The organism is Enterobacter cloacae complex sp. HYC074_NIDB (assembly GCF_056673345.1).
On the sequence record NZ_CP114214.1, the window covers coordinates 4,333,590 to 4,345,709 of the forward strand.

The following is a 12,120-nucleotide window of genomic DNA, read 5'->3' on the forward strand; positions in this document are numbered from 1 at the left end:
GATTACCAACGGTAGTGTGCGAACGCCTTGTTGGCTTCTGCCATACGGTGAACGTCTTCACGTTTCTTAACTGCGGTACCTTTGTTTTCCGCAGCATCAGAAAGTTCGTTCGCCAGACGCAGAGCCATGGATTTATCACCGCGTTTACGAGCAGCTTCAACGATCCAACGCATTGCCAGAGCATTACGACGAACCGGACGAACTTCAACTGGAACCTGATAAGTAGAACCACCAACGCGGCGAGACTTAACTTCTACAGTCGGGCGCACGTTGTCGAGAGCGACTTCGAAGGCTTCCAGTTCATTTTTACCAGAACGCTGAGCCAGGGTCTCCAGCGCGCTGTATACGATTGCTTCTGCGGTAGATTTTTTACCATCTACCATCAGGATATTTACAAATTTTGCCAGCAGTTCTGATCCGAATTTCGGATCTGGAAGAATTTTACGCTGACCAATGACGCGACGACGTGGCATGGGATTACTCCGTTGTTAATTCAGGATTGTCCAAAACTCTACGAGTTTAGTTTGACATTAAGATAAATCAGTTTGGCCTTACTTAACGGAGAACCATTAAGCCTTAGGACGCTTCACGCCGTACTTGGAGCGAGCCTGCTTACGGTCTTTAACACCTGAGCAGTCCAGCGCACCACGAACGGTGTGGTAACGAACACCCGGAAGGTCTTTAACACGACCGCCACGGATCAGGATCACGGAGTGCTCCTGAAGGTTGTGACCTTCACCACCGATGTAGGAAGTCACTTCAAAACCGTTAGTCAAACGCACACGGCATACTTTACGCAGTGCGGAGTTTGGTTTTTTAGGAGTGGTGGTATATACACGAGTACATACGCCACGTTTCTGCGGGCAGGCTTCCAGCGCAGGCACGTTGCTTTTTGCAACTTTGCGTGCACGTGGTTTGCGTACCAGCTGGTTAACTGTTGCCATTAAATAGCTCCTGGTTTTAGCTTTTGCTTCGTAAACACGTAATAAAACGACCTCATACAATATGAGGACGCGAAATTTTAGGGCTACGTCGAAAAGGTGTCAAGAAATATACAGCGATCTCAAATCACCAGTTCATTTGACTGGCGTGCGTCACAGTAAGATTGACGAAATCAGTATAGCCAACCACGTCAATTTTGGCTGAAATTTGACCAGAAAGACCCCGCGCATCCAGATCGTCTTTCAGCGCAGAAACTGTTATGGGGGCATTCGTGAGCATTTCAACGAAGCGGCTGCCTTCAAGCGCCGCGAGCACGCCATCCTGAATCAGCAGCAGATCATCACCTTCGCGCAGCATGCTCAGTAACGTGTCGATATCGCATTGCCACGGTGAACGGCTCAGGGTATGGAGCATGACAGCCTCAGAAAGTCAGAACGGTATCGTAGTGAGAGAGTTGTTCGCGCAGCGCAGCAGATGTCAGGATCGTCAGGTCCAGCACGAACGGTGTTATCTCGTTTAACCCACGCGCGGCCAGCGAGTCGGCGCACACATAGAAGGTTTCAATGTCATAGAGCGGCAGAACTTTAAAGGTCGCAATGTAGTCGCGCGCAAGAATGGCCTGCGGTTGTTGGCCTGCCAGAAGCTGGAATACGCCATCGCCTAAAAAGAAGACGCCGATATCTTCGGTTAATGCCGATGTCGCGAGCAATGCATCCAGCCCTTCCCGGCCTGAAGCGCTGCCATGCGGCGCAGAAGTAAAAACAAACGCTACGCGCTTCATCAAAATTGCACCACTCTGTCGCAGGTCAACGCCGCCTGTGCCAGGGCACCTAGACCACTGAGGGAAAAGCCCGGTTGCAGGTTAGCCCCCGCCAGACCAAGGCGTTCGGCTTCGGTCGCATCCGTCACGCCGCGACGCAGTGCCGCCGCGACGCAGATATGCAGGTCAACGCCCTGCGTTTCGTTTAATTTTTGCCAGGCGCGCACGAGGTCAAACTCATCGCTCGCCGGGGACGTAAACTGGTTCGCGTTATACACGCCTTCGCGATAGAAGAAGATGCTTGCCAGTTCATGACCGGCATCAAGCAGCGCATGGGCAAACTGTAGCGCGCTGCTGGCCTGCTGGGTACCGTACGCCGGGCCCGTCACCATTAACGCAAAACGCATTACTTGTCTTGTCCCAGAAAGTCGCCGCTTTTGAACTGGCGAATATAGAGGTAAACCGTGTGTTTGGAGATATTCAGGCGATCGGCCACCTGGTTGATGGCATCTTTGATATCAAAAATCCCTTTCTCATAGAGGTTCAGGACGATCTGACGATTCTTGGCGTTGTTGGATACGTTGCGATCGGCATTCACCTCTTCAATGGTGAACTCCAGCGTCTGGGTCACGAGATCCTCAACCGAAGAAGCAAAGTTCACCGATGAGCCCACGTCCGGCGTTTCTGGCGGGATGAAGGTGCTCATGATTTGCGAGAATGGCACATCAAGGTTCATGTTGATGCACAGCAAACCGATTACCCGGTGTTCGCGGTTTCGAATCGCGATCGTTTCTGATTTCATCAGCACGCCGCTTTTGGCGCGGGTGAAATAGCATTTTGAGACGCTGCTGTCCGCGCCGGTCATGTCATGCAACATACGCAATGCAAGGTCGGTGATTGGCGAACCAATTTTACGGCCAGTGTGCTCACCATTCGCAATGCGGATAGCGGAACACTTAAGATCTTGCAGGGAATGCAATACGATTTCGCAGTGGGAACCAATGAGCATCGCTAACCCGTCCACTACCGCTTCGTAGGATTTCAGAATATCGAAGTCGGTCTGGTCAAATGGACGTTGATCCAGCAAATCAAGTTCACTGGTTTCGTTGGTTAAAAGCGACCTGGACATGAAAAAAACACTCCTTTTCAGGAGCCTGTCGTTAGGTTTTCAGGGCAGGCTCATTATCTACACGGACAACTAAATTAATACAGCGTGTATAACGCTTTCCAGTGTTAATTATATCTGCCCCACAATAAAAAAACCGCCGCCTGTAAAGGCGGCGGTTTTTTTCAGCATTACTTCTTAGCTGCTGCGGCTTTGTCGTCAGCCGGTGCGTCTGTTTTCGCATCCGCTTTCGGCGCCGGTTTGATGTCCAGCAGTTCTACATCAAATACCAGCGTGGAGTTAGCCGGGATACCCGGAACGCCGGTTTTGCCGTAAGCCAGATCCGGTGGGATGACCAGCTTGATTTTACCGCCTTTCTTGATGTTCTTCAGGCCTTCGGTCCAGCCCGGGATCACACCATCCAGACGGAAGGAGAGAGGCTCACCACGGGTATAAGAGTTATCGAACTCTTTACCGTCGATCAGCGTACCTTTGTAGTTCACCACAACGGTGTCGCTGTCTTTAGGCGCGTCGCCAGTACCTTCTTTCTCAACCTTATAGATCAGGCCAGTAGAAGACGTTTTAACGCCTTTCTCTTTAGCGAACTTGTCGCGGTAGGCTTTGCCTTTCGCTTCGTTATCTTTTGCATCTGCTTCCATCTTGGTCTGAGCGGCGCCTTTCACGCGCGCTTCAAACGCTTGCAGAGTCTGCTCGATTTCCTGGTCAGACAGTTTGCTCTTGTCTGCGAACGCATCCTGGACCCCTGCGATCAGCTGGTTTTTGTCCAGTTTGATGCCCAGTTTCTCTTGTTCTTTCAGAGAGTTTTCCATGTAACGACCCAGAGACGCGCCAAGTGCGTAGGCGGATTTCTGGTCGTCATTTTTGAATGCCGCTTTGCTGTCTGTAGTCGCAGCAGGCTTCGCAGCAGTATCAGCAGCGAAAGACAGCGGCGCATTGAGCGCTACAGCCATAGTGGTCGCCAGCAGCGTAACTTTAAACAGTGATTTCATCCATATCTCCAGGACCTGAGGTCTCTCACCCCAGTGTTAAACGTAAATGAGTGACGTACTATAAAACGTTGTGGAAGAAATCTACAGACAGACTCCCCCGAATGTCGCTTCTTTTCAGACTATTTTTGTTTAAATAAGTTTCTTGTCAGGGAGATGGATACTGTACTTAAGGAAAAAGTCAGCTAAACTTCGCCGCCGCTGGTCCATTATGGCGAACGACAGATAAACGAGGTGAATGATGAAGGATACAACGATCGAAGCGAGACTGGCTGAGCTGGAAAGCCGCCTGGCTTTTCAGGACATCACCATCGAAGAACTGAACCAGACCGTGACGGCCCATGAGCTTGAAATGGCAAAACTGCGCGATCACATGCGCCTGCTGACGGAAAAGCTGAAGGCCACGCAGCCGTCAAACATTGCCTCTCAGTCAGAAGAGACGCCACCACCTCATTATTGAGGCGTAAAAAAAGCGGGATTATCCCGCTTTTTTATTTTCCGGAGTACGGAATCAGTGGCAACCGCAGCCGCCGTTACCGCAACCACCTTTACCGTGGCCGTGGTCATGACCATGGTCGTGGCCGTGACCACCGCAGCAGCCGTCATGGCCGTGATCGTGGTCATGGTCGTGACCGTGCGCACCGTGAACGTGGCCATGAGCCAGCTCTTCTTCGGTCGCTTCACGGATCGCAACAACTTCTACGTTGAACTTCAGGTTCTGACCCGCCAGCATGTGGTTGCCGTCAACCACAACGTGGTCGTCTTCAACTTCAGTGATTTCAACCGGAACCGGACCCTGGTCAGTTTCCGCCAGGAAGCGCATGCCAACCTGCAACTCGTCAACGCCCATGAATACGTCTTTAGGAACGCGCTGAACCAGGTTGTCGTCATACTGACCGTAAGCGTCGTTCGCGCCTACAGCAACGTCGAATTTGTCGCCAACTTCATGGCCTTCCAGCGCCGTTTCCAGGCCGGAAATCAGGGAACCGTGACCATGCAGGTAGTCCAGCGGCGCACTCACCGGAGACTCATCAACCAACACACCGTCTTCTGTACGTACCTGATAGGCCAGGCTGACCACCAGGTCTTTTGCTACTTTCATGATATCTCCTGAGCGTGGGAAAATTGCTGGCGCAGATTGTAGCGGAAATCTGCACCCGTGTACCCTTAAGCTTAAAAAAACTCAGAGCATATCGCTAGTCTGGATGAAAAATGCCGATCACTTGCTCTTCTTTGCGAACATGATCACGGGCTTCTTTGTCGGCCTCACGCATCTGGTGACCGCACTTAACACATTCAACGATATCGATATTATTTTCACGCCACATGGCCAGCGTATCTTGCGCCTGGCAGGATGGGCATTTTGCGCCCGCGATAAAGCGTTTACGTACAGCCATCTTTCGTTACCCTTTATTCAAATTCATCCCAGCCGTCGAGCTGGCGTCGTTCCTGTTGCATCTCACGCTGGAAGATCTCCTCCAGTTCGCGACGCGCTTCCCGCACGCGGGAGATCTGCGCCGTGTCGCTGTGCACGGGCATCAGTTCACGCAGCATTCGCATATCCAGCCTGCGGAAATGCATCTGGGCGCGTTGCGCCTGATGAGGATGCATACCCAGCGAAACCAGCGCCTTGCGTCCCAGCTCCAGCGCGCTGGAGAAGGTTTCGCGGGAGAAGTGTTTCACACCCGCCTGCAAAAGTTCGTGAGCCTCCACACGTCCACGCGCACGCGCCAGAATATGCAGATGCGGGAAATGCTGCTGGCACAGCTCCACCAGCTTCATCGTGTCTTCCGGATCGTTACAGGTGATGACGATGGACTCCGCAGCCTCTGCGCCCGCCGAGCGCAACAGCTCAAGCTGCGTCGCATCGCCGTAGTACACCTTATAACCATATTTGCGCATCAGGTTGACGGCGCTGATATCGCGCTCCAGCACCGTGATGCGCATTTTGTTCGCCATCAACAGGCGACCAATCACCTGTCCGAAGCGACCAAAGCCCACGACGATCACCTGCGGTTTATCATCTTCCACCCACGGCGCTTCGTCTTCATCGTCTGCGGGATTCAGGCGGCGCGACAGCAGTTTGTCCACCAGCTTCATCAGCAGCGGGGTGGTCATCATCGACAGCGTGACCGTCACCAGCAGCAGCGCCATCTGGTCATCTTTGAACAGCTTCTGAGACGACGCCGTGGAAAACAGCACAAACGCAAATTCTCCCCCCTGGCTTAACACGCTGGAAAACTGCATTCTTTCCGAGCTGCGCAGCCCGTAAATCCTCGCGAGGAGATACAGCACCAGCGTTTTGACCGTCACCAGCACGGCGACACTCGCAATAACCCACAGCAGATGGGTATAGAGCACGCCAAGATTAAGCGCCATACCCACCGAGATAAAGAACAGCCCTAGCAGCAGCCCCTTAAACGGATCGATGGCGGTCTCCAGCTCGTGGCGGTACTCGCTTTCCGCAAGCAGCACCCCGGCGATAAACGTCCCAAGCGCCATCGACAACCCCAGCGCATCCATAAACAGCGCTGAGCCAAGCACCAGCAGCAGCGTTGCGGCGGTGAATACCTCGCGCACGCCGGATGCTGCAATAAACCGGAATACCGGACGCAGTAAAAACCGTCCGCCGATCAGCATCCCCGCGAAGGCCAGCACCTTCATGGAGATCTTCATCCAGTCGAAATGATCGTCTCCGGATCCCGCCAGCAGCGGCACCAGCGCCAGCGCCGGGATCACCGCTAAATCCTGGAACAGCAGCACCGAAAAGCCCAGTTGCCCCGCCTCGTTGCGGTTCATCCCTTTGTCGCGCATCAGCTGAAGCGCCATCGCCGTCGACGACATCGCAAGACCGATCCCGCCAATCACCGCGGCCTGCCAGGAAAACTGCGTCAACATCAGCAGTCCCGCGAGAATGGCCGCGCTGAGTAACACCTGCGCCGCCCCGACGCCAAAAATAGATTGCCGCAGCTGCCACAGCTTGGAGGGGTTCAGCTCAAGGCCAATGATGAACATCAGGAAGACCACGCCCAGTTCAGAGAAGTGGAGAATTTCATCCACATCGCTGATAAACCCAAGCCCCCAGGGGCCAATGGCTATCCCCGCCAGCAAATAACCCAGCACCGCGCCAATGCCGAGACGCGCGGCAAGCGGGACCGCGACGACGGCGGCGAACAAAAACAGCACCCCGGCAAGGAGTAAATTCGAACCGTCCATTAGCGTCCTCCCGCCGGAATCGGTGACGCCAGCCATTCGCCATAGGCCCTGGCATGGCTCGCCAGCGCTTTCGGATCCTGCCGCCGTGCCCAGTAGATAATAATCGGGCTCATCCAGTGCATACGGCACATCGCCGCCGTCAGCTCAAACGGCCGCAGAATGTCGCTCATGGGGTAACGGTTCAGCCCGTCGTGACGGTAAGCGCTTTCCGGCTCACCGGTGGTAATGACACTCCGCCAGTACTTTCCCGCCAGCTGGTTGCCCCCCACCCCGCTGGAGAAGCCCCGGCTCAGCACGCGGTCCAGCCACTCTTTCAGCAGTGCCGGACAGCTGTAGGTATAAAGCGGATGCTGGAACACAATCACGTCGTGCTGACGCAGCAGTTCCTGCTCGTAAGGAATATCGATAAAAAAATCGGGATAGTGCGCGTAGAGATCGTGCACCGTTACGTTACTTAGCTGTGTGGCCGGCTTAAGCAGCACCCGGTTCGCCACCGAGTCCTGTGATTCCGGATGGGCATATAGCAGCAGCACTTTCGCTGTCTGAGACATCATTCCCCTCCCGGTTCTGTTTTTGTGTATTGTTGTCGTTTTGGGCTACCATGGCGGCCCGGTGGGGAAAATGGCCCACACCTTACATTATCATAATGACAAATTAACATAGTCGGAACATACGGCGCTTCTATGATTGTTTTCTCCTCGTTACAAATTCGTCGCGGCGTGCGCGTCCTGCTGGATAACGCGACTGCTACCATCAACCCGGGCCAGAAAGTGGGGCTGGTCGGCAAAAACGGCTGCGGTAAATCCACCCTGCTGGCACTGCTGAAAAACGAGATAAGCGCGGATGGCGGTAACTTTACCTTCCCGGGCAACTGGCAGCTCGCCTGGGTGAACCAGGAGACGCCCGCGCTGAGCGAACCCGCGCTCGACTATGTTATCGACGGCGACCGTGAATACCGCAAGCTCGAAGCAGAGCTCAACGCCGCCAACGAACGCAACGACGGCCACGCCATCGCCACCGTCCACGGCAAGCTGGACGCCATCGATGCCTGGACCATTCGCTCCCGCGCCTCCAGCCTGCTGCACGGCCTGGGTTTCAGCAACGAACAGCTTGAACGCCCGGTGAGCGATTTCTCCGGCGGCTGGCGTATGCGCCTTAACCTGGCGCAGGCGCTGATCTGCCGCTCCGACCTCCTGCTGCTCGATGAACCCACCAACCACCTCGATCTTGATGCGGTTATTTGGCTGGAGAAGTGGCTCAAGAGCTATCAGGGCACTCTGATTCTGATCTCCCACGACCGCGACTTCCTCGATCCGGTGGTGGATAAAATCATTCATATCGAACAGCAAAGCATGTTCGAATACACCGGCAACTACAGCTCTTTCGAGCGCCAGCGCGCGACGCGCCTTGCCCAGCAACAGGCGATGTATGAAAGCCAGCAGCAGCGCGTGGCGCACCTGCAAAGCTTTGTGGATCGCTTCAAGGCCAAGGCGTCAAAAGCCAAGCAGGCGCAGAGCCGCATCAAGATGCTGGAACGCATGGAGATGATCGCTCCCGCGCATGTGGATAACCCATTCCACTTCAGTTTCCGCGAGCCGGAGAGCCTGCCGAACCCGCTGCTGAAAATGGAAAAAGTGAGCGCGGGCTATGGCGATCGCATTATCCTCGACTCTATCAAGCTCAACCTGGTGCCAGGTTCACGCATTGGCCTGCTGGGACGTAACGGCGCCGGTAAATCGACGCTGATCAAGCTGCTGGCGGGCGAGCTTAACCCGGTCAGCGGCGAAATCGGCCTGGCGAAAGGCATCAAGCTTGGCTACTTCGCCCAGCATCAGCTGGAATTTTTACGCGCGGATGAATCGCCGATCCAGCACCTGGCGCGCCTGGCGCCGCAGGAAATGGAGCAGAAGCTGCGCGACTACCTCGGCGGCTTTGGCTTCCAGGGCGATAAGGTGACTGAAAATACAGCGCGTTTCTCCGGTGGTGAAAAAGCGCGTCTGGTACTGGCGCTGATCGTCTGGCAGCGTCCAAACCTGCTGCTGCTTGATGAACCAACCAACCACCTCGATCTCGACATGCGTCAGGCGCTGACCGAAGCGCTGATTGAGTTCGAAGGGGCGCTGGTTGTCGTGTCGCACGACCGCCACCTGATCCGCTCCACCACCGACGATCTCTATCTGGTACACGGCGGCAAAGTCGAACCGTTTGACGGCGACCTGGAAGACTACCAGCAGTGGCTGACGGACGTGCAGAAGCAGGAAAACCAGCCGGAAGAGTCAGCGAAAGACAACGCCAACAGCGCCCAGGCGCGTAAAGACCAGAAGCGCCGTGAAGCGGAGCTGCGCACTCAGACACAGCCGCTGCGTAAAGAGATTACCCGCCTCGAAAAAGAGATGGAAAAGCTCAACGCCACGCTTGCTGCCGTCGAAGAGAAGCTGGGCGACAGCGAACTGTACGATCAGAGCCGCAAAGCGGAGCTGACGGACTGTCTGCAAACTCAGGCGAAAACCAAATCCAGCCTCGAAGAGTGCGAAATGGCATGGCTGGACGCGCAGGAACAGCTGGAAGCGATGCTGCAAGCCGACTAACACGCCGGGAGGGTTATGAGCTTCGATACCACGAGCGAGATTACATTCCGTAAGCTCAGCATCTTCATGACGTTCATGGAGAAGGGCAATATCGCACGTACCGCCGAAACGCTCGGCCTGAGCGGTGTCAGCGTGCACCGCGCGCTGCATACCCTCGAAGAGAACGTCCGCTGCCCGCTCTTTGCTCACAAAGGGCGTAACCTGATTGCCCTCCCCTCCGCATGGACGCTGCTGGAGTATTGTCAGGAGGTGATGCAGGTGATGGAGCGCGGGCTGGAAGAGTCGCGCAAGATCGCCGGTATCGGCCAGGGACGGTTGCGCGTCGGCACGCTCTACTCGCTGACTCTGGAAACCGTGCCGCGTCTGATAATGGGCATGAAGCTGCGCCGTCCGGATCTGGAGATGGATCTGACGATGGGCTCGAACGAAACCCTGCTCCATATGCTGGATGAGGGATCGCTGGATGCGATTTTAATCTCTATCTCCGAGAGCGATATCGACCGTAACAGCCTCGAAGTGCTTCCTCTGTTCCATGACGATATTTTCCTTGCCGCACCGGCTTCTGCCACGCTGAATACCAGCGGCCCCGCCGATCTGCGTGATTATAAAGATCAGAAATTTGTCGCCCTCGCGGAAGGGTTCGCCACTTACGCCGGGTTTCAGGAAGCGTTTCATATCGCCGGTTTTGAGCCGGAGATTGTGACGCGCGTGAACGATATCTTTTCGATGCTGAGCCTGGTGCAGGCGGGGGTCGGGTTTACACTGATGCCGGGCAGGATGAAGAAAGTGTACGAAAATTCGGTGCAGCTACTGAAGCTGGCGCAGCCGTACCAGATGCAGCAGCTGATTGCGATCGTCTTTGCCCGCAACCGCGAGCAGGATCCGAGCCTGCGGGCGCTGGCCGCGGAAGGGCGGATGTATGCCAGAAGTTTGCAGGATAGTGCCTGATGTTATTGCCCGGTGGCGCTACGCTTACCGGGCAAAAAGTCACCGCTGAAGCCGACCCGCCAGATGCACCGCCACGTCCACTCCGCTGCGCTCCAGCGAAATGGATTCGCCTTCCCACGCCGCCTGCCGCGTCAGACAGGTCAGAATACCCCCTGGCGGCATCTCAATCGCCAGACGCGCTTCGCGCTCGTTAGCGGAAATCACCGCCTCCTGCCAGCGCACGGTTCGCGCCATATTCATCGCCAGGTCGTCGGCAATTTTCTCCGGCTGCCAAAGCACGCGCCCGGTACTGCCGCTCAGGTACGCGCAGCGGGGGCGTGAAAGCGTGACTGATTCAAACGCCGCGGCCAGCTTCTGCGCCGGTTCCGCCAGCAGTTCACAGTGCGACGGTACGCTTACCGCCAGCCGTTTGGCCTTGTTCGCGCCCTTCGCCAGCGCGCGTTCGGCTACCTGCGCCATGCCGTCATCGGCTCCGGCAATCACGATCTGCGTTTCGGCGTTCAGGTTAGCGATATAGGTTCCTGTCCCCTGAATCAGGTTTTCCACCTGGGGCAGGGTCAACCCCATTATCGCCGTCAGGCCGTAGCCGTGGGGATACGCCTGCTCCATCAGATCGCCGCGCAGCGCCACCAGCTTCAGCGCGTCCGTAAAGTCCAGCACACCGGCGATAACCGCCGCAGGATAAGCGCCAATGGACAGACCGCTGACAATATCCGGCGACACGCCGCGACGTTCCAGCTCGCGCGCCCAGGTCACGCCTGAAATCAGCAGACACAGCTGAACCGCGCGGGTGTGGTTTAACGAGGCTGCACTGTCCAGCGTATTCACTTCGGCGCCAAGCACCTCACGCGCCTGCTCCAGCTCCGTTCCCGGCAGGTTTTGCAGCATACCTTCATGCTGTGTGCCCTGCCCCGGAAAGGTAAACAGTATTTTCATTACTCCTCCCTGTGCCATGGATCCGCCACCAGGCGCGGTCCACGGCGGGTTTTCAGCAGCGTTTTGCCATCACGTAACCATTCCGCCAGCGCGAATCCGCCCTCGGGCGTATCCACCTGCGTATCCGCCCGGCACAGCGCGCGGCCAAGCTGAGCCTGCCAGCTGGTAAACGCGTCAGGTGACACGGCGTGCGGAGCGCGGATGAGCAGATCGAGATCGCTGTCGGCGTGGATCACCGGAATACCGGTCGCCAGCGCGTAACCCGTACTGCCGGTTATCCCCCACGTCCACGGCCACGACTGCTGCGCAAGCTGAAGCGCCACCTGAAGCGGCGGCTGGGTGATAAACGGCGAACGCAGCAGGTCGGCGGCAACGCTCAAATCTTCGGGCGACACCACGCGCAACACGTTCTCAGGCTTCACCCATCCGGCCGCCCGCTGGTCGCGGCGCAATCCCCGCACGCCAACGGGAATACGGCCTTCATTATCAACATCACGCCGCACCACTACCGGCAGCCCGGTATGCCAGGCCGCGTCCACCCAGGATTCAGTAATCCCTTCCAGGGCGTCGCGCGCGGTAAGCCAGATGAGGTCGTGTGGGCGTAATGTTGTGGTCATG

Annotated in this window: 16 protein-coding genes; 3 read left to right on the forward strand and 13 right to left on the reverse strand. The window is 56.2% G+C overall.

Going from position 1 to position 12,120, the window contains the following annotated elements:
• Positions 1-2: 2 nt before the first annotated feature.
• The 7 genes from rpsG to fkpA all read right to left on the reverse strand — a co-directional run bounded on the left by rpsG (position 3) and on the right by fkpA (position 3,817).
• Entirely contained in the window at positions 3-473 is a 471-nt protein-coding gene (rpsG, locus tag O1724_RS21135) for a 30S ribosomal protein S7 (protein WP_003861706.1), read from the reverse strand.
• A 96-nt stretch (positions 474-569) separates the two neighbouring features.
• A complete protein-coding gene (rpsL, locus tag O1724_RS21140) occupies positions 570-944 on the reverse strand; it encodes a 30S ribosomal protein S12 (protein WP_000246815.1) in 375 nt (124 codons plus the stop codon).
• 124 nt (positions 945-1,068) lie between these two features.
• Positions 1,069-1,356: a sulfurtransferase complex subunit TusB gene (gene tusB, locus O1724_RS21145; protein WP_126297455.1), complete on the reverse strand. Its 288-nt coding sequence runs from the start codon at positions 1,354-1,356 to the stop codon at positions 1,069-1,071.
• A 7-nt stretch (positions 1,357-1,363) separates the two neighbouring features.
• A complete protein-coding gene (gene tusC, locus O1724_RS21150; protein ID WP_126297454.1) occupies positions 1,364-1,723 on the reverse strand; it encodes a sulfurtransferase complex subunit TusC in 360 nt (119 codons plus the stop codon).
• Positions 1,723-2,109 carry a sulfurtransferase complex subunit TusD gene (gene tusD, locus O1724_RS21155; protein WP_126297453.1) on the reverse strand — a complete coding sequence of 129 codons (387 nt, stop codon included), beginning with the start codon at positions 2,107-2,109 and terminating at the stop codon, positions 1,723-1,725. The genes tusC and tusD overlap by 1 nt, the downstream gene beginning before the upstream one ends.
• Positions 2,109-2,831, reverse strand: coding sequence for a helix-turn-helix transcriptional regulator (locus O1724_RS21160; protein ID WP_003861697.1), 723 nt, complete (start codon positions 2,829-2,831; stop codon positions 2,109-2,111). The genes tusD and O1724_RS21160 overlap by 1 nt, the downstream gene beginning before the upstream one ends.
• A gap of 167 nt (positions 2,832-2,998) precedes the next feature.
• A complete protein-coding gene (gene fkpA / locus O1724_RS21165) occupies positions 2,999-3,817 on the reverse strand; it encodes an FKBP-type peptidyl-prolyl cis-trans isomerase (protein ID WP_003861695.1) in 819 nt (272 codons plus the stop codon).
• Positions 3,818-4,055: 238 nt separating this feature from the next.
• Here fkpA and O1724_RS21170 point away from each other — a divergent pair, with 238 nt between their 5' ends.
• Positions 4,056-4,274: a protein SlyX gene (locus O1724_RS21170; protein ID WP_003861693.1), complete on the forward strand. Its 219-nt coding sequence runs from the start codon at positions 4,056-4,058 to the stop codon at positions 4,272-4,274.
• A 51-nt stretch (positions 4,275-4,325) separates the two neighbouring features.
• On the opposite strand, the gene slyD is transcribed toward O1724_RS21170, so the two are convergent.
• The 4 genes from slyD to kefG all read right to left on the reverse strand — a co-directional run bounded on the left by slyD (position 4,326) and on the right by kefG (position 7,584).
• Positions 4,326-4,916 (reverse strand): peptidylprolyl isomerase, encoded by a 591-nt coding sequence (gene slyD, locus O1724_RS21175; protein WP_003861691.1) that lies wholly within the window; start codon positions 4,914-4,916, stop codon positions 4,326-4,328.
• Between the two features lie 94 nt (positions 4,917-5,010).
• Entirely contained in the window at positions 5,011-5,211 is a 201-nt protein-coding gene (locus O1724_RS21180; RefSeq protein WP_003861689.1) for a YheV family putative zinc ribbon protein, read from the reverse strand.
• A gap of 13 nt (positions 5,212-5,224) precedes the next feature.
• Positions 5,225-7,030, reverse strand: a complete 1,806-nt coding sequence (gene kefB, locus O1724_RS21185) for a glutathione-regulated potassium-efflux system protein KefB (RefSeq protein ID WP_126297452.1) — start codon at positions 7,028-7,030, stop codon at positions 5,225-5,227.
• Positions 7,030-7,584 (reverse strand): glutathione-regulated potassium-efflux system ancillary protein KefG, encoded by a 555-nt coding sequence (kefG, locus tag O1724_RS21190; protein ID WP_059288194.1) that lies wholly within the window; start codon positions 7,582-7,584, stop codon positions 7,030-7,032. Before kefG ends, kefB begins: the two co-directional genes overlap by 1 nt.
• Before the next feature lie 129 nt (positions 7,585-7,713).
• Here kefG and O1724_RS21195 point away from each other — a divergent pair, with 129 nt between their 5' ends.
• Both O1724_RS21195 and O1724_RS21200 read left to right on the forward strand, forming a co-directional pair.
• The gene (locus O1724_RS21195; RefSeq protein WP_048241731.1) at positions 7,714-9,618 is read left to right on the forward strand and encodes an ABC transporter ATP-binding protein; all 1,905 of its coding nucleotides are present in this window, start codon (positions 7,714-7,716) and stop codon (positions 9,616-9,618) included.
• A gap of 15 nt (positions 9,619-9,633) precedes the next feature.
• Positions 9,634-10,566, forward strand: coding sequence for a LysR substrate-binding domain-containing protein (locus O1724_RS21200; protein ID WP_023323815.1), 933 nt, complete (start codon positions 9,634-9,636; stop codon positions 10,564-10,566).
• A gap of 39 nt (positions 10,567-10,605) precedes the next feature.
• On the opposite strand, the gene mdcH is transcribed toward O1724_RS21200, so the two are convergent.
• Complete coding sequence (gene mdcH / locus O1724_RS21205) at positions 10,606-11,502, reverse strand: malonate decarboxylase subunit epsilon (RefSeq protein ID WP_126297451.1); 897 nt, start codon at positions 11,500-11,502, stop codon at positions 10,606-10,608.
• Complete coding sequence (locus O1724_RS21210) at positions 11,502-12,119, reverse strand: malonate decarboxylase holo-ACP synthase (protein WP_126297450.1); 618 nt, start codon at positions 12,117-12,119, stop codon at positions 11,502-11,504. Before O1724_RS21210 ends, mdcH begins: the two co-directional genes overlap by 1 nt.
• Between the last annotated feature and the right edge of the window lies 1 nt (position 12,120).